This window comes from Marinobacter sp. (assembly GCF_965229985.1).
Classification (GTDB): domain Bacteria; phylum Pseudomonadota; class Gammaproteobacteria; order Pseudomonadales; family Oleiphilaceae; genus Marinobacter.
Window position 1 is genome coordinate 2854257 of sequence record NZ_OZ245935.1, and the last position, 17623, is coordinate 2871879.

Here is a 17623-nt window from a genome sequence, read left to right on the forward strand (position 1 = left end):
AAATCCTCAAAATCATTATCTTTGGCGCGAGGCCAACCTGCCAACTTTAGCGTACAGCTGTAAGCCACAACAACAGCATTTGGATGCAAAATTGTTACTGATTACACTTATGCGTTTTCTGTCGGAGACTCCCACACGTGCCCGAACTGCCTGAAGTAGAAACCACCCGCCGTGGCATTGCCCCTCACTGCGAGGGCGAAACCATTGCCCGTGTGACCGTGCGCAACGGCAGCCTGCGCTGGCCTGTTCCGACCGATCTTGGCGAGAAACTGGAAGGTCAGGTCATAAGAAGTATAGACCGACGGGCCAAGTATTTGTTCCTGAACATGGACCAGGGCACCGTGATTGTTCACCTCGGCATGTCCGGCAGCCTGCGCATTATCACCAACAACACGCCACCTCTGACCCACGACCATATCGACCTTGATTTACAGTCCGGGGTCATCCTGCGATTCAACGATCCCCGTCGGTTTGGCTGCTGGCTCTGGGCCGACTCCGCCAGTGAGCACCCGCTGATCAGCCATCTTGGCCCCGAACCCCTTGCCCCTGAGTTCAACGGCGCCCTGCTATTCCGGTTGTCCCGAGGCAAAAACACTCCGGTAAAGTCCTTCATTATGGACAATCATGTGGTGGTTGGGGTTGGAAACATCTATGCCAACGAAGCCCTGTTCAAATCGGGCATTCATCCCCGACGCAAAGCCGGGCGAATCAGCCTGGACCGCTATCACAGGCTGGCCGAGGCGATCCGAGAGACGCTCAGCGCCGCCATCCTGATGGGCGGAACCACGCTCAGGGACTTTGTTAACAGTGATGGGCAGCCCGGCTACTTTGCCCAGTCTCTGCTGGTATACGGTCGCGGCGGCCAGCCCTGCAAGGAATGTGAGACTTCGCTGAAAGAAATCCGGATGAATAACCGTGCAACGGTTTATTGCCCACGCTGCCAGCGTTGAATGCTTACGAGATGGCACATTCAGCAACGAAAAATCGTTTGAAAATGCGCAAATATGATTCATAGTTAACAGAGGATTAACGCCCAAGGTTTATAATGGGTTGGTATTTAGGGCCAAAAAGCTCAGGAGACAGTACGATGACCCGCAAGATTTCCCGCACTCTGGTGGCCACTGTGGCGGCCTGCCTGTTGGCATTCTCATCCCTCGGGCATGCCCAGGCCGTGGACGAAACCCCGTCAGCACTGGCCATGACCGGCGACGCGATTTTTGTTCGCCCGGCACTGCTGGCAACCACTATTGTGGGCAGCGCGGTCTACCTGGTATCCCTGCCCTTTTCACTGCTGGGCGGCAACGCCGATGAGGCTGGTGAAGTACTGGTGATGGGTCCTGCGAAGGCGACCTTCGTACGCTGTCTTGGCTGCACCCGCACTGGCAAGAAGCCCGAGACGGTTCAAACCAGCAACTGATCCGGCTCCACCGGACAAGCCTCCGTACTATCACGGCTTGCCCCAACGAGCGAACTCCGGCAGCCTGAAGAAAATTCTTCAGGCTGTTTTGCTCTATGGTTGACTGGTCTTCTCTTCACACAGTGTTCCTGGATATGGACGGAACACTGCTTGATCTGCATTTCGACAATCACTTCTGGCTCGAACACCTGCCAGCTCGCTATGCCGAGCACTACGACCTCCACCCCCAGGAAGCAAAAGACCGCCTGATCCCGATGATCATGGCTGAGCGTGGATCGCTGAACTGGTACTGCACCGACTACTGGAGCGAGCGGCTATCCCTGGACATCACCGGCCTGAAAGCAGAAGTGGGCGACCGGATTGGTTACCGGCCGCACGTCACCGATTTTCTGGACGCACTCAGGCAATCCGGACTCCAATCGGTGATTGTCACCAACTGCCACCCGGATCCCCTGGCCCTGAAGCTGCAGCGTACCGGCCTTGATACGCGGGTGGATGCCATTGTCTCCAGCCATCAGCTCGGCAAGCCCAAGGAAGACCCGTCTTTCTGGCACGATCTCCAGCGCCTGGCGCCCTATCGGGCTGAAAACACCCTGATGGTTGATGACAGCTTTCCGGTGCTGGAAAGTGCCCTTGCAGCCGGCATTGGCCAATGCCTTGCGGTACTGGCGCCGGACAGCCAGCAGGAAGCACGGCAGCGACACCCGGAAATCCCCTGTATCCATCACTTCGATGAAATTCTTCCAGCCCTTCGCCAACGCTCGCCCCTGCCATCCGGCCGATGACAGGGTTATAATTGGGGCACAAGCCCATCAGGTGAGGAGACATGACGGCATCAACCGCTGACGACCAACGTGTAAGACTCGATAAATGGCTCTGGGCCGCCCGATTCTACAAGACCCGCTCCCTGGCCAAGGAAGCGATCGAGGGTGGCAAGGTCCACTACAACAGCCAGAGATGCAAACCCGGCAGGCTGGTGGAAGCCGGCGCAAAGCTGACGTTGCGCCTGGGCTGGCAGGAAAAAATCATTATTGTTGATGACATCAGCGACCGGCGCCGGGGTGCACCCGAAGCCCAGAAGCTCTACCACGAAACCGAAGACAGCGTTAAGAAACGCGAGGAAATGGCCTGGCAACGTAAGACCATGCAGGCCGCGCAGCTTCCTCCGGCCAGAAGGCCCTCAAAGAAAGACCGCAGGGATATCCAGCGCTTTCGCGAACAGAACGGCCTCTGAACCCTTTTTACATCCCCGCCCTCAATCAACGTGCAACGACCGGCATTTAGCATTCAGGAGACACAACATGGCATCCCGCGACCAGTTCCAGCGCTTTATTTTCGAACACAGCCAGGTGCGGGGAGCCTGGGTACAACTGGCCGACAGCTATCAGGAAATTGGCAGCCAGGCGCCTTACCCGGACACCGTTCGGGAACTCCTCGGGGAAGCCCTGGTGGCAAGTATTCTGATGAGCAGCACTCTGAAGTTTGAGGGCACGCTGTCCGTTCAGGCCCAGGGAGAGGGTCCGTTGCGCACACTGATGGCCGAGTGCAGCCACGACCGACACATTCGTGGTTTGGCCCGTTTTGATGAGCATGCGGTCAGCGAAGACAGCTTCCACGATCTGCTCGGTGAGGGCCGTATGGCCATCACCATTACGCCTAACCGCGGCAACCGCTATCAGGGCGTGGTACCCCGCGATCAGGAGACACTCGGCGGCTGCCTTGAGGAATACTTTGATCGTTCGGAACAGATTCCCACCAGCCTGTTCCTGTTTGCCGATGAAAACGGCGCCGCCGGACTGATGCTCCAGCGCCTGCCGGGTGCAACGGAGGAAGACGAAGACCTCTGGGAGCGGGTAAACCATCTGGCCCGGACAGTGGAAGCCTCCGAGTTGCTGGAACTGGACAGTGAAACCCTCCTACATCGCCTGTTCCACGAGGAAACTGTGCGGCTGTTCGATGCCGAGCCGGTCGCCTTCCGGTGCAGCTGCTCCCGGGAGCGCACCCTCGGCGCCCTGGAAGCCATTGGCCGCGAAGAGTGCTACAGCATTCTGGAGGAACAGGGCTCCATCGAGATGGATTGCCAGTTCTGTCACGCTCACTATCGCTTCGATAGAAATGATATTGATCATCTTTTCACCGGTCATACGCTACACTAGAAGCACACTCGATTAGCCGGGAACCCGCTGATAGCAAGGCTTCCCGGGCAGTCGTTTTTTACCGGCGTCTCTGGCATAATAGCGCGCCTGAATTGACCCGATTGCTCAGATTTCCGTCAATTTTGGGGGGCGGCCTGAGCAATCACTAAGACATCCCGAGGGCGAGGTCGAAGTGAGCAACACTTATAATGATCTGAGTACAGCACGACTGGTCGAGGTGGCACTGGCGCGTCAGGAAGGCCAGCTGGCATCCAACGGTTCCCTGGTCGTAAAAACCGGTGACCGCACAGGCCGGTCTCCCAAGGACCGTTATATTGTCGAGGAGCCCAGCACCTCCGACGATATCCACTGGGGTCCGATCAACCGTCCTTTCGACGCTGAAAAATTCGACGCCCTCTGGGACCGTGTTGAAGCCTATATCGCCGAAAAAGACCAGTTCGTGTCTCACGTGCATGTCGGTTCCGACCCGGAACACTATCTGCCGGTTAAAATGACCACCGAGACCGCCTGGCAGAACCTGTTCGGCCGCAACCTGTTTATCCGCCCGGAAAGCTACAACCCGGCCGACAAGCAGGAATGGCAGATCCTGAACGCCGCCAACTTCGAGTGTGTGCCCGAGCGCGATGGCACCAACAGCAACGGATGCGTGATGATCAACTTTGCCAAGCGCAAGGTTCTGCTGGCCGGCATGCACTACGCCGGCGAAATGAAAAAGGCCATGTTCTCGGTGCAGAACTTCCTGCTGCCGGAAAAAGACGTGCTGCCCATGCACTGCTCCGCCAACGTTGGAGAAGACGGCGAGACCTGCCTGTTCTTTGGCCTTTCCGGCACCGGCAAGACCACCCTCTCCGCCGATCCGCACCGCTTCCTCATCGGTGACGACGAGCACGGCTGGGGCCCGGGCACCGTATTCAATATCGAAGGCGGCTGCTACGCCAAGTGCATCGATTTGTCCCAGAAAAACGAACCGATCATCTGGGACGCCATCCGCTTCGGTGCCATCGTAGAGAACGTGACGATCGACCCGGAAACCCGTGAGCCGGATTACACCGATGTGTCCCTAACCGAAAACTCCCGCTGCGCCTACCCGCTCGAGCATGTTGAAAAGCGTGTGATCGAGAACCGCGCAGGTGAGCCGTCCCACATCGTATTCCTGACCTGCGACATGACCGGCGTTCTGCCGCCCGTGTCCATCCTGAGCCGCGAAGGCGCCGCTTATCACTTCCTGAGTGGCTACACCGCGCTTGTCGGATCTACCGAAATGGGTTCTTCCTCCAAGTTGAAGTCCACGTTCTCCACCTGCTTCGGCGCGCCCTTCTTCCCGCGTCCGGCCGGCGTTTACGCCGAACTGCTGATGAAGCGGATGGACGAGTTTGGCAGCAAGGTCTTCCTGGTCAACACCGGCTGGACCGGTGGTCCCTACGGTGAAGGTCAGCGATTCAGCATTCCGACCACCCGCGCCATCATCGCCTCAATCCAGAACGGCGATCTGGACGACGTGGAAACCGAACACCTGCCGACGCTGAACCTGGACGTGCCCAAGCATGTTCCGGGCGTGGATACCGAGCTGCTGAACCCGCGCAACACCTGGGTAAGCCCGGATTACTACGATGGTAAGGCACAGGAACTGATCGCCCAGTTCGTCGAGAACTTCAAGAAGTTCGATGTGGCGGATTCAATCGTCGAGGCCGGCCCGAAGCTGAGCTAAGTCGATTCCTGCAAGTAAAAAAAGCGCCCTGCGAAAGCACGGCGCTTTTTTTGTATGATAGCCCAACACACTCTAGGAAACGGCTTCATGAAACAGCGTCTACGCCAGCTCTTTTCGTTTATTCTCAAACCACTGGAATCCGGAAAGGTTGGGCCCAGCTACAAAGATTCGCACCGCACCGTGCTGAATGTGGTGGGCATCCTGTTCCTCGTTCTGGCGACGGTGTCAGCGGCTATGCTCGTATACACCGGTAAGGCAGGCGCCTTGATTCCCGTGCTTGTTTTCTTCGGTATTGGTGGCGTGTCGTTGGTCGTCGGGACGTTGGGCTCCGATGCCGCGGTGTCGAAGATGTGGGGCAATCGGTGAGCTGAACCGGTTCCAACAAGGAGGGTTATTCGTGGTGAAGCACTCATGGAAGTGAAGCGCAGTCTTCTCGATCAAGCCGCAGGCAAGCAGATCATAACGGACGAACAGGCTGACCAACTCTGGACGTTCCTCTCAGAACAGCAACAACAAACACCCTCTTTCCGTTTCACCCACATCCTCTATTACTTCGGCGGGCTGATTGCAATCGGGGCCATGAGCCTGTTCATGACCCTCTCGTGGGAAAGCCTTGGTGAATGGGGTCTGCTACTGATTGCCCTGATCTACGCCGGCGCAGGCCTGTGGCTCACCGAGTTTTTCCTGAAGCGGCTGGACCTGAAAATTCCTGCCGGGATCACTGCCACTTTTGTCGTTGTCCTTACTCCACTCGCGGTTTTCGGGTTTCAGGCCGGCATGGGCTGGTGGTCGGGGGGCCATGAATACCGGGACTTCCACCGCTACATCGACTGGAGCTGGTTATTCATGGAACTGGCAACACTGGCCTCAGGCGCAGTCATGCTCTGGCGCTACCGATTGCCCTTCCTTGTCATGCCGGTGGCCGTCACGCTCTGGTACATGAGTATGGATCTGGCTCCCTTCCTGTTTGGTGAGGAGTACGTTCCCTGGGAACTCAGGAAATGGGTCTCCCTGTGGTTCGGCCTCCTCATCGCCCTTTTGGCTTTCTGGGTGGATATCCGAAATCAGAGCAGCCGCGACTTTGCGTTCTGGTTATACATATTCGGTGTCACGGCTTTCTGGAGCGGACTTTCCCTGATGGAGTCTGAGAGCGAATGGAGCAAGCTGCTCTACTGCATGATGAATATTGCCATGATTTTCACCGGGGCCATTCTGGGCCGGCGGGTATTCGTGGTCTTCGGCGGCCTGGGAGTCGCCGGGTACCTTGGCTATCTTGCCTACGAGGTTTTCGAGAACAGCCTTCTGTTTCCAATTGCGCTTACGTTGATTGGTCTGGCGATCGTGTGGTTGGGCATTCTGTGGCAACGGCACGAACAGCGCGTTTCAGACCGGTTGCGACGCCTTCTTCCCGCACCGCTCAGGGAACTGATCGCGCGTCGCCATTAGACAGAGAGCCAACACCAAAACCTCAGGCGTAAAAAATAAGGGGTATGAAGGCCACCAACACCAGCGAAATCCCCATGGCAATCAGCGGCATGATGATACGCTCATGGCGCTGATAAAAAGTCCCCGTTTCCTGTTGCGCCGCCAGCACTTCCGCCTCGCCAACCACCTGCCGGGTCAGCAGATGGTTCAGGGCTACCGGCGGGCTAAGGTAGCCAAGTTCAAATGCCACCAGGGTCACCATCCAGAAATGGATCGGATGAATCCCGCTGGAGTAGGCAATCGTAGCAACCGTGGCGGTTACCAGGATCACGGCACCGAATGCGTCCATGATCATGCCCAGGATCACCAGGATCACCACCATCAGCAGCATTGCCGACCAGGCACTGTCAAACGACTGTGGGAAAGCCTCCATCAGGTGGGCCCGCTCGATCACACCACCGATACTGACCGACAACCCCAGCAACAGCAACAGCGCGCCAATTTCCGCCGTCGTATCGTTGGTGGCGCCACGGAGACTTCGCTCCAGCCCCTGGTGGTTGATCTCCCCCGAGGCTTTTCCTTTCCGGTTTTTCAGGCTGATGTGCTCGTACACAAGGATTGCCAGCATGATCACAGGCAGCAGCCTTGGCGCCGAGAATTCATCCATGCTCACGTCGAGTGCCAAACGATAGAACAGCACCACGGCAGCGATTACCAGAACATAGGGAATCAAGGGTTTGAGCGCCTGCGTCATGGCAGGGAAGGCTTCGGCAGAAGGCGCCAGATTGAACTCACTCTGGCGGTTCACACTCAGGGCCACAATCGCGAACATGGTGGCGGTCAGCACGAACACCCAGATGCCCCAGCCAAAGAGCTCATCAGTGGTGACTTCCCGGTTCAGATAAGCAATCACAACCACCAGCAGACAGGGCCGCAAGACCACACCCAGGGAACCGGACATGGCGGTCGCCGCCAGGGCCAGATGCCGCCGGGCACCGGCGGCACGCAGCTCACTGTAGATGACGGCACCGGCCGCGATGACGAATATGCCCGAGGCACCGGTGTAGGCCGTGGGCACGGCAGCCACCAGAACCGCTACAACCGCCAGCATTTCCGGCGGCATGCGCCAGGGCCGGAAGACATTGAACACCAGGGTGGCCAGGCGGGTCTGCTTCAGCATCATGCCCACCCACACATACAGACCGACATTCAGGAACATGTCGGACAGCTCCATCATCTTGCCGAGATAGATACCAATCCCCGACGCGTGTCCGATCAAGGCAAAATAGGTGCCGGAGATCAGACACATCACGGTATAGAGCGGAACGGCCAGGAAGGCCTTGTTCAGGCTGCCGCCCTCCTCAAGATCATCAGGCACCCGGAATAGCCGGTAGAGGCTGGCCAGCGTGAGGCAGGCGAAACCGATAATCCAGAAATTGTGCAGCAACAGCTCTTCGGAAGAGACCGCCGTGTCTGAACCCAGGCTGGATTGACGGAAGATTGCGCTCGAGCCCAGCAGCATGGCATTGGCGATGGTTTGAAGAGTGTGGGAGACGGTGTAATCCAGCCGGGTTTCCATGGCACGCATGGCGATGTGGTGGCGGGTCAGGGTCGCGGTAACCGCACACAGCATGACCAGGATCACCAGAATGAAACGCTGTGATTCCAGGCCAAACGCAATAAGGTCGGCAATGAACAGTTCAACGGCCCGGTAGGCTTTTACACCCGGCGTCAGCTGGTCCCTGAGATTCTCGAAATTCTGGTGGGCCTCGCGGCAGTCAGCAACCGCTCGTTCGATAGCAAGCCGGACGTCAGCCGGGTCTTTTTCCTCGGCCCCCAGCAACGCCGCCATCGGGTCATCCGTCTCGGCATCCGCCGCCATTTCTTCAGCAACCGCCGCGTCGATATCCCGGTTCGGGTCGCAGGTGGGCTGGACCGGATCCATCCGCAACTTGTAGTAGCCGCTCCAGAGTTGTTCACCTCCGCGCAACATCTGATTGTGGATGTCACTGCTCGTGGAGAAGATGACCACCGCCAGTAACAGCAGACAGGCCGGCAGTGATGAAAACCACTCCAGCCCGCTACGATGAAAACTGCCCTTCGACATAACTGATTACTCTGGGTAGGGAGTGGTTACAGCAGATCGTCCAGATCCATGGTTTCTACCTCTTCCCGCTGGTCATCCCAGAAGGTGCCGAGCTGGCCCATGGGCGTACGATGCCCGGTGTTCTCGACCCACAGACGATCAGACACCGCGACAATCATGTCGGTTGCCATGGCATCCACGAATCGCCAGTCCTCGTTGGCCGGAGTGTTCTGGACCGATTCAGCGTGCTCCCGAATCACGTCACGTACCATTGCCTCGTCCCCTTTGTTCAGGGCCGCGATGGCATGGAAGACGTAAGGCAGGCGTACACCGGCAGCATCACCCTGCTCGCCGGCAATAGCCAGCCGCTCAAAGGCATCCTCACCCTCGGGCTGGGCACCCGGTATCATCGCCCATACCGTTGCCCGCAAAGCCATGGGTGCGCCCCACCATTTTTCATTATCAAGACAGCTGGTGGCCCGGGCGGCAATGGAACCAACGTTGGCCGGCACCCCAATAGAGGAGGTGGACTGGATCTGGGCGTTCAGGGCCTGGAGGCCGGAGAGAAGACCGGCCATGTAGATAAACTCGTCCATGTCGTCATCGAAATCCGGGCATTCGCCATTGGCAGGATTTCCGTAATGGGCATTGTGGTGCTGCCAGGCGTTGTAATAGCGCCGGGCAGCGACGCTGTGGGCCCGCTTCTGGCGGATCATGGCATCTTCGGCCGCATTCCCGTTCATGGCATGCAGAGCGGCAAGGGCGGCCAACTCATGTTCCCTGGCCTCTTCCTCTGCACAGCCGCCGGCTGACAAATAAAGCATCACCGCCAGCTGGTCCGGCTCATTGGTGACTCGACCGAAGGACATCAGCAATGGTGCAGTCGCCTCGCTCATGGCGCACCCCATGGCCAGGTCATTGCTCTCCATCAGAAACGGCACGGTGTGATCCCTGGAGAAACCCTGCATCACATCCCCGGTGGTCTTGTACATCACGTGATTCACCGCACCACAGCCACTCAGGACTACACTGGCCATAAAAGCCGCCATGAGGTTACGTACACGGCACATGGAAAAAAGCGCCTTGCGGGAGGGATTCCGGAAATGGGTCATACCTTCTTCACCTTTTCGTTTTTTGTTCTGATGCAGTCTTGCTGCGATGCCACGGGTCAGACTCCGGCAGACAAACCGGTTTGTTACAGACTGTAACCAGGCACGCATTATGGCCCACGGGCCCCGGTTTTTATGCGACCGATGCCGCAAATGACGCTAAATTAAACACACCATTGCCGCCCCGGGGTTTGCACAATGAGTCAGGAGCCACTATAGATTGGAGCAACCGTGAGTCGTTGTGATTCCGGCCAGGACAGAGACTGAAACAACAGAAATACAATAAAAGGAGTATCCGATGCGCAAACCTGAACTCGCCGCGGCCATTGCCGACCGAACCGGCCTGACCCGTGACAAGGCCAGCGAAGTGATTACCGCGTTTACCGACCAGGTGTCTGCCGCTGCCTCCCGGGGCGAAGATGTCACCCTGATCGGCTTTGGCACCTTCAATATCCGCAGTCGCGAGGCGCGGGACGGACGCAACCCACAAACCGGCGAGACCATTCGCATCCCTGCCAGCAAGACCGTCGGCTTCAAGGCCGGGAAGGCTCTTAAAGACGAAATCCGCTAGTCAGGCAAAGGCCCGCGACGCGGGCCTGATCAACTCCTGCCTCAGGTTCCGGCGACGGAGGCACACTCGGAGCGGGTGGCATCTACCCGGCACCGAATCGCTTTCATCAACTTGATGGCCCGCTCATCGTAAACACCGTCCTCCAGTAACGACAGCCGCACCTTGCGCAGCATCTTGTCGTACTCGGCGGTATCCTCCCGGGGCAGCTCCATCCAGACTTCTTCAGGAATCTCCGCCTCTGCCTGGGCGATGATTTCATAAGCCTCGTCAATGCGTTTTATCGCCTGGTCCCGGACCATCTGGCCGGCGGAATCCGGGAACCGGTCCCGGTGGATGATCACCTGGAAGTTCATGTACCCCAGGGCATATTTGACCACTGCACCGTTTGGCTGAACGCCCTTGTACAGTTCCAGCGGGGTGTAGGCGACGGCCGGAGCATAAGCCAGGTCAACGCTGCCGTTATTGAACTTGCCGGCAAAATTGGCGGAATTGGAACCCACCACGGATGCACCCACATGGCGAACCATCCGGACGGATGCCTGATCGTAGTCCAGGGTAGCAATCCGTTTGCCCTGCAGCTTCTCGACCGAATCGATACTGCGGTCACGGGTGTGCAGGTAAATGGCTCCCCCCGGGAACACACCGGCCACTTCGTAGGGGCCATCAATCAGGAATGGCCGGGCCTTGGGTTGGCTCAGGGTGTTATATAGCAGCCGCATTTCCTCTTCGCCTGGTACCGCGCCCATGGCTTCAAGGCTGCCAGTGAATTTATTGAATTCCCGAGCACGGGTGCCGGTAAGCAGAACGGCATCACACTGCCCCGCCTTGAAATCCTCGGCGGCCACCTTCTCATCGGTGTAGGCGCGAAGGTCCAGCTTGATGCCGTTCTTCAGGGCAACCGGCTGGAAGGTCTTGGTGATGGCAAACAGAGGGCCATTGGCACCAACCGGGTCAAAAACGCAAAAACTGCGTTCCAGAGGCTCGTTCTGTGCCTGTGCCTGACCCATTGAGGGCAAGATCAGACTGGCACAGAGGGCAGCCGCCATGGCTACCCGCTGGGGGAGGTTTGCTGATTTCACGGGATGACTCCTGGTTATTATTGTCGGGCGCCGGTCTGATTAAAGCTACCGGCCAGGCCACGCTTTCCTTGGTCGACCATAGGGCGACGGCTACAAGAATACGTTGGCACAGGTGCCTGCCATCAAGGGTTTTTCAGCAATAGGGGGAGATTCTGTGATGGTGTCGACAGAGGTTTCGTAACCTCTGCCGCACTTTCAGTCCGTATGACTAGATCAGATCACGGCCTGGGACCAGGCCTTCCGACCCTCACTGAGGGTGAGACGGATGACACCCGGCAATTCGCGGTCGGTCACCGGTGCATGACGACCGGCTGAAACCAGTGTTTTCGAATTCGGCGTCCAGAATGCATCGGGATCGAACAGGCAAATATCGGCCGTTTCCCCCTCAGCCAGACGAGCCGTCCGGCCAAGCACGGAGGCCGGGCCGGTGGTCAGCGCCCGGATCAGGTCAGGCAGCGCCAGTTCATTCATTTCCACCAGCTCAAGACCCAGCGACAACACACTCTCGATGCTGGACAAGCCAGGCTCAGTGGCCGCCATGGGCGCCTGCTTGGCAGCAGTATCATGGGGCTGATGCTGGCTGACGATGGCGTCAATAATGCCTTCCCGGACGCCAGCAATCAGGGCCTTGCGATCGCTCTCGCCGCGCAGTGGCGGCCGAACATGGAAGCGGCTGTCAAACCCCGACAGGGCGTCCTCGGTGAACACCAACTGGTGCATGGCCACATCGGCAGTTACCGAAATACCCCGGCTGCGGGCATCGGCCAGCATTTCAACACTGCGACCGCAAGAGAGCTGGCTCAGGTGCAAACGAACCCCGGTTTCCTCCGCCAGCAACAGCATTTCCATCACCGCGGCGGTTTCCGCCACTTCCGGAATCCCCAGCAAACCCAGCCGCGAGGTCACCAGCCCGTCGTGGGCGTAGCCGTCGGCGGCCAGGGCCTGGTTCTCGGGGCTGAACATCACTGTCAAACCAAAGGTCTGGGCGTAGGCCATGCACCGGCGCAAAATGCGGGCATTGCGCACACCCCGGGAGCCATTACCGACTGCGACACAGCCAGCTGAAGCCAGACCGGCCATGTCGCTGAGCAGATCGCCCTCAAGACCCCGGGTAATCGCACCAATGGGCAAAACCCGGATGGGCGAACGGCTGGCAGCACCGTCACGGATAAGGTGGGTGACCGCACTGGAATCGTTTACCGGGGAGGTTTCCGGTGAGGCGCATACCGTGGTGAAACCGCCATGGGCCGCCGCCAGTGTCTCGGAAGCGATATTACCTTTCTGGCCATTGCCCGGCTCACGGAGGTTACAGCACAGATCCACAAACCCCGGTGTGATCACGCTGTTTTCTGCGCTGATGGTCTCGTCGGCCGTTTCCCGGGCAGCGGCCTCGCCCACCGCGGCAATGCGGCCATCCCGAATCAGCAGTGCGGTATTTTCCTGCTCCGCACCCTGACCATCGAACAGTCGGCCTCCGGTGATCTTCAGACTGATTCCGGACGTGTTCACACTGCTCATGCCTGGCCCCTCTCACTCAATTTCTGCTGCCGTTCGGAAACCTGACCACCCATGGCCATGGACATAACCGCCATCCGGATGGCAATGCCGTTGGTCACCTGGTTCAGGATTACCGATTGCGGCCCGTCGGCCACTGCGGATTCGATTTCAACGCCCCGGTTGATCGGCCCCGGGTGCATAACGATGCACTCCGGGTGAGCCAGCGCCAGCTTCTGCTGGTTCAGGCCGTATAACCGGTAAAACTCCCGCTCGCTGGGCAACAATGCCCCTTCCATCCGCTCTTTCTGCAGTCGCAGCATGATGACCACATCCAGATCCTTCATCCCGCGGGTCATGTCGTATTCCACCGTGCAGCCGAGGCTTTCCACGTCTTTGGGAAGCAGGGTACCCGGGGCAATAACACGAACTTCTTCCGCGCCCAACTCGTTCAGGGCGCGAATCTGGGACCGCGCTACCCTCGAGTGCAGCACATCACCGACGATGGCGACTTTCAGTCCCTCGAACTGTCCCTTGTGCTGGCGAATGGTGAGCATATCCAGCATGGCCTGGGTCGGGTGCGCATGACGGCCGTCACCGGCGTTGATGATGGCGACGCCGGGCGTCACGCTCTCGGCAATGAAATGCGGCGCACCACTCTGGGAGTGCCGGACCACAAACATGTCGCTGGCCATGGCTTCGAGGTTCAGCAGGGTGTCCGAGAGGGATTCGCCCTTGGAGGTGGCCGAGGTGCTGATATCCAGGTTAAGCACATCCGCAGAGAGGCGCTTGGCCGCCAGCTCAAAGGTACTGCGGGTTCGAGTGCTGGACTCGAAAAACAGGTTTACCACGGTTCGCCCGCGAAGCAGTGGCACTTTCTTGATGGTTCGCTCACCGACCTCGATAAAGGAGTCCGCAGTGTCCAGGATGTCGGTCAGCAGCGCCCGATCCAGACCGTCGAGAGTGAGAAAATGCCGCAACTGACCATCCCGGGTCAGCTGCAAGTGGTGCGGGGAGGAGTCGTTAGCGGTCATGGGTCGCCTGTTATCCGATTCGGAGGTTTATTGTCCGGCTTCCTGAAGCTCGATACGGAGCGGGTCGGGGCCACGCAGTTTGACACGTTGATGGGATTCCAGCGCCATTGTCTTGCCAGCCACATCCGGCTGGATGGGCAGTTCCCGGGCACCGAGGTCAATCAGGGTGGCCAGTATGATACTGGCTGGACGGCCATAATCGAAGATCTCATTCATGGCGGCGCGAATGGTCCGGCCGCTCATGATGACATCGTCAATCAGGATGATGTCCCGGCCTTCGGTATCGAATGGCAGGCTTGAAGGTTTGACCCGGGGGTTCAGGCCGATGCGGCTGAAATCATCGCGGTAGAAGGAAATGTCCAGTTCGCCGAATGGCTCTTCGATACCCAGGCGCTTGCTGAGCACATCCGCCAGCCAGACACCACCCGTCCTGATACCGATCAGAACCGGTGATTCCACGCCCCGTTGCTCAAGCGCCTGACGCAGCCCGGATTCCATCTGGTCAAGCAACTGATCAATATCAAGCAATGCCGTCATTCAGTCCTCACTGTCTTAAAAGCCAGCCTGCGTCACGCGCCGGCATCATTTTCCCGCTGACCAAACCAGGTTTCCAGGATCAGAACGGCGGCCCGATCATCCACCCCGTGACGGCCAAAATCACGACTGCCTCCGGCGGCCATCACCTCACCCTTGGCCTCGAAGCTGGTGAGCCGCTCATCCACCATCTCGACCGGCACATGGTAGCGACCATGCAGACGCTTGCCGAACTTGCGGGCCCGGGCACACATGTCGTTCTCGGTGTCGTCCATATTGAGCGGCAGGCCAACCACCACCAGATCCGGGCGCCACTCCTCGAGCAGGGATTCAATCTGTTGCCAGTCCGGGATACCGTCACGGGCCGGAATCAGCGCCACTGGCTGCCCGGTGCCCAGCAACTCCTGGCCGACCGCTACGCCAATACGGCGGGTACCAAAATCGAACGCCATGACGCGACGGCTGGCCGGTTCAGGCATGACCGACCGATTCGCTGAGCTGATTGAGATCAATGCCGATCAGCTGCAGCACCGCCTTGTAGCGCTCTTCCCAGGGAGTACGGAACAGGATGTCAGTGGTGGCAGGACAAGTCAGCCATGCATTACTGCCCAGCTCTTCTTCCAGCTGCCCCTCGCTCCAGCCGGAGTAGCCAAGGGCTACCAGGTATTCATCGGGGCCCTCAGCGCGGCCAATGCCGGCCAATACGTCGCGGGAAGTGGTCAACAGAACATCTTCGGTGACCTTGGCCGTATTCTGCCAGCTGGTTCCGGGCGGGTGCAGCACAAAGCCCCTTTCCGGCTGCACCGGACCACCGCTGAATACCGGCAGGTCCAGCTCACCGCCTGGCAGGTCCAGTTGTTCCAGAATTTCACCAAGGTGGATGTCCAGCGGCTGATTGATCATTAACCCCAGGGCACCGTCGTCGGAATGCTCGCAAATATAGATCACGCCACCATGGAAACGCGGATCAGCGAGATAGGGCGATGCCACCAGGAACTGGTGGCGCAAACTATGGGGAGAGTGTTTTGATGCTGTCATCCGGATGTCAGCCCCCGACGCTGGAAGGACCAGGTACGTATGATTTCGAGTTCGTCCACCTCTTGCCGCATTTCGTCCGGAAATGGTGCAAAAGGCGCGGCCATCCTGACTATGCGTATGGCAGCGTCATCCAGCACGGTACTACCGGAAGACTGCAGGATAGCCACCTCTTTTATGGTGCCGTCCTTCTTCAAGGACACCAGCAACCTCAGTGTGCCATAGATTCCGGCATTGCGCGCCTCGGTTGGGTAATTGATATTGCCCACCCGGGTTACCTTGCTCACCCAGTTCTGAACATACCAGGCGTTGCTGGACTTGAGCGTAGAGGCAGCGGTAACACGCATCACCCTGGGCTTGCGGGCATAGGCCTGCTGCTGGGCATCGAAGCGCGCCTCCAGGCTGGCAATTTCGAGGCTGCGTTCCATCAGGCTCTTTTTCTCCCGCACCGGAAGAGGTTCCTCTTCCGGCCTGGTGCGCTCCTCAGGCTGCTGAACCTTCTGACTGGACGAACTCTCGGTCTGCACCACCTGTTTTTCCTGGCGCGGCTGCGGCTCGATCTGGGACGGCGGCTCCGGCTGGACCTGAGCCACCTCAGGCTGGCTGACCTCTGCCGGTTGGGGCGTGGTCATTTCCCGAGCCTCTTCCTGGGTGCCGCTGCCTTTCTGACTGGTCTGGGCCAGAAAGTCCGCTTTCTCCGGGGCTTCTTCGTCGTCAAACTGGGACAGGGTGATTTCCATGGTCTGGGCCGAGGAACGGGGTGGCTCAGGCGCAAAGGTAATTCCCAGCACCACGATGGCATGCACCGCAAGTGCCATGAAAAGGGTGAAGGAAAACCGGTCGAAGTCGCTTACCTGAACTGCCATTCCTGATACGGATCCTGTCGTTAAACCTGCCCGGTCACCATTACCGGATTATGCCTGGCCCAGGCGTTTTGCAATTGCGTCCATTAACAGACCACCAATATCGATCCCGAACGCCGCATCGAGTTCCCGGATGCAGGTCGGGCTGGTGACATTGATTTCGGTCAGATAATCACCGATCACGTCCAGGCCGACAAAAATGAGGCCTTTCTCTTTAATCACCGGCGCAACCCGCTCGCAGATTTCCCGATCCCGGGCCGTCAGCTCCCGGCCCTCACCCCGGCCGCCGGCGGCAAGGTTGCCCCGATTCTCTCCGTGGGACGGTATTCTGGCAAGGGAATAGGGTACCGGCTCACCATCGATCAGCAGAATACGCTTGTCGCCATCGCTGATTTCCGGAATGTACTTCTGGGCCATGGCCTGGTGGGCGCCATAATTGGTGAGGGTTTCGATGATGACACCCAGGTTGAAATCATTTTCCCGGATCCGGAAGATCGAATGGCCACCCATCCCGTCCACCGGCTTCATGATCACATCGCCGTGTTTGGCATAGAACTCGCGGAAACGGCTTGCCGAGCGGCTGACCAACAGCGGTGGCGTAAGGTCCTCGAACTGGGTGGCAAAGAGTTTCTCGTTGCAGTCGCGAAGCGTGGATGCCGGATTGACCACCAGCGCGCCCTGCTGCTCGGCCGCCTCCAGTATATAGGTGGCCATCAGGAATTCCCGATCTACCGGCGGATCCTTGCGCATGAGGATGACATCCAGGTCGCCCAGCGCCCGGTCCTGGCTCGGGCCAAAGCTGTACCAGTTCTCGGGATCCATGTGGACGGTCAGGTCGCGGGTATGTGCCATGGCCCGGCCGCCATCGAGATACATATCCGGCAGCTCCATGTACTCGATTTCCCAACCACGCTTCTGGGCAGCCAGCAACATGGCCAGTGAGCTGTCTTTCTTGAAGTGGATATCTTCAATCGGATCCATCACGATCCCGAGTCTGACGGTCATGGGCGTTCCTGCACTCCTGAGGGTTAAAAACACGAACCGGTCTGCAGAGCGGACCGGGCATTAAGTGCTATGCTGTGAGATCAGATGGTATTGTACCCGAGCTGCAA

The 17623-nt window shown here is 58.6% G+C and carries 19 protein-coding genes; 9 read left to right on the top strand and 10 right to left on the bottom strand.

All coding sequences use genetic code 11. The annotated features are described in order from the left end of the window. The first annotated feature begins 137 nt into the window (after positions 1-137). The 8 genes from mutM to ACO06L_RS13115 all read left to right on the top strand — a co-directional run bounded on the left by mutM (position 138) and on the right by ACO06L_RS13115 (position 6727). Positions 138-950, top strand: a complete 813-nt coding sequence (mutM, locus tag ACO06L_RS13080; RefSeq protein ID WP_202346138.1) for a bifunctional DNA-formamidopyrimidine glycosylase/DNA-(apurinic or apyrimidinic site) lyase — start codon at positions 138-140, stop codon at positions 948-950. 137 nt (positions 951-1087) lie between these two features. Next, entirely contained in the window at positions 1088-1417 is a 330-nt protein-coding gene (locus tag ACO06L_RS13085) for a hypothetical protein (RefSeq protein WP_008175672.1), read from the top strand. Between the two features lie 95 nt (positions 1418-1512). Beyond that, positions 1513-2202 carry a GMP/IMP nucleotidase gene (gene yrfG, locus ACO06L_RS13090; RefSeq protein WP_064229614.1) on the top strand — a complete coding sequence of 230 codons (690 nt, stop codon included), beginning with the start codon at positions 1513-1515 and terminating at the stop codon, positions 2200-2202. Positions 2203-2243: 41 nt separating this feature from the next. After that, on the top strand, positions 2244-2651 hold the full coding sequence (gene hslR / locus ACO06L_RS13095) for a ribosome-associated heat shock protein Hsp15 (protein ID WP_008175667.1): 408 nt from the start codon (positions 2244-2246) through the stop codon (positions 2649-2651). Between the two features lie 67 nt (positions 2652-2718). After that, positions 2719-3573: an Hsp33 family molecular chaperone HslO gene (gene hslO, locus ACO06L_RS13100; protein WP_064229613.1), complete on the top strand. Its 855-nt coding sequence runs from the start codon at positions 2719-2721 to the stop codon at positions 3571-3573. A gap of 172 nt (positions 3574-3745) precedes the next feature. Continuing rightward, on the top strand, positions 3746-5281 hold the full coding sequence (locus ACO06L_RS13105; protein WP_202346139.1) for a phosphoenolpyruvate carboxykinase: 1536 nt from the start codon (positions 3746-3748) through the stop codon (positions 5279-5281). Positions 5282-5368: 87 nt separating this feature from the next. Beyond that, positions 5369-5647 (top strand): hypothetical protein, encoded by a 279-nt coding sequence (locus ACO06L_RS13110; RefSeq protein ID WP_064229611.1) that lies wholly within the window; start codon positions 5369-5371, stop codon positions 5645-5647. Between the two features lie 45 nt (positions 5648-5692). Beyond that, complete coding sequence (locus tag ACO06L_RS13115; protein ID WP_202346140.1) at positions 5693-6727, top strand: DUF2157 domain-containing protein; 1035 nt, start codon at positions 5693-5695, stop codon at positions 6725-6727. 22 nt (positions 6728-6749) lie between these two features. On the opposite strand, the gene ACO06L_RS13120 is transcribed toward ACO06L_RS13115, so the two are convergent. Together ACO06L_RS13120 and ACO06L_RS13125 are read right to left on the bottom strand one after the other, a co-directional pair. Next, complete coding sequence (locus ACO06L_RS13120; RefSeq protein ID WP_202346141.1) at positions 6750-8813, bottom strand: TRAP transporter large permease subunit; 2064 nt, start codon at positions 8811-8813, stop codon at positions 6750-6752. A gap of 26 nt (positions 8814-8839) precedes the next feature. Continuing rightward, positions 8840-9904 carry a hypothetical protein gene (locus tag ACO06L_RS13125; protein WP_202346142.1) on the bottom strand — a complete coding sequence of 355 codons (1065 nt, stop codon included), beginning with the start codon at positions 9902-9904 and terminating at the stop codon, positions 8840-8842. A gap of 295 nt (positions 9905-10199) precedes the next feature. Between ACO06L_RS13125 and ACO06L_RS13130 the strand changes: the two genes are divergently transcribed. Then, entirely contained in the window at positions 10200-10472 is a 273-nt protein-coding gene (locus tag ACO06L_RS13130) for an HU family DNA-binding protein (RefSeq protein WP_064229608.1), read from the top strand. 41 nt (positions 10473-10513) lie between these two features. On the opposite strand, the gene ACO06L_RS13135 is transcribed toward ACO06L_RS13130, so the two are convergent. The 8 genes from ACO06L_RS13135 to gshB form a co-directional block, all read right to left on the bottom strand. Further along, positions 10514-11479, bottom strand: coding sequence for a putative solute-binding protein (locus tag ACO06L_RS13135; protein ID WP_227715775.1), 966 nt, complete (start codon positions 11477-11479; stop codon positions 10514-10516). Between the two features lie 285 nt (positions 11480-11764). Beyond that, positions 11765-13069, bottom strand: a complete 1305-nt coding sequence (locus ACO06L_RS13140; RefSeq protein WP_202346143.1) for a dihydroorotase — start codon at positions 13067-13069, stop codon at positions 11765-11767. Beyond that, positions 13066-14079 (bottom strand): aspartate carbamoyltransferase catalytic subunit, encoded by a 1014-nt coding sequence (locus ACO06L_RS13145; protein WP_064229605.1) that lies wholly within the window; start codon positions 14077-14079, stop codon positions 13066-13068. Before ACO06L_RS13145 ends, ACO06L_RS13140 begins: the two co-directional genes overlap by 4 nt. Positions 14080-14106: 27 nt before the next feature. Next, positions 14107-14616: a bifunctional pyr operon transcriptional regulator/uracil phosphoribosyltransferase PyrR gene (gene pyrR, locus ACO06L_RS13150; protein ID WP_064229604.1), complete on the bottom strand. Its 510-nt coding sequence runs from the start codon at positions 14614-14616 to the stop codon at positions 14107-14109. 32 nt (positions 14617-14648) lie between these two features. Beyond that, entirely contained in the window at positions 14649-15092 is a 444-nt protein-coding gene (gene ruvX / locus ACO06L_RS13155) for a Holliday junction resolvase RuvX (protein WP_064229603.1), read from the bottom strand. Further along, on the bottom strand, positions 15085-15651 hold the full coding sequence (locus ACO06L_RS13160; RefSeq protein ID WP_064229602.1) for a YqgE/AlgH family protein: 567 nt from the start codon (positions 15649-15651) through the stop codon (positions 15085-15087). The genes ruvX and ACO06L_RS13160 overlap by 8 nt, the downstream gene beginning before the upstream one ends. Next, positions 15648-16514: an energy transducer TonB gene (locus tag ACO06L_RS13165; RefSeq protein ID WP_202346144.1), complete on the bottom strand. Its 867-nt coding sequence runs from the start codon at positions 16512-16514 to the stop codon at positions 15648-15650. The genes ACO06L_RS13160 and ACO06L_RS13165 overlap by 4 nt, the downstream gene beginning before the upstream one ends. A gap of 48 nt (positions 16515-16562) precedes the next feature. Further along, complete coding sequence (gene gshB / locus ACO06L_RS13170) at positions 16563-17516, bottom strand: glutathione synthase (protein ID WP_082905159.1); 954 nt, start codon at positions 17514-17516, stop codon at positions 16563-16565. Between the last annotated feature and the right edge of the window lie 107 nt (positions 17517-17623).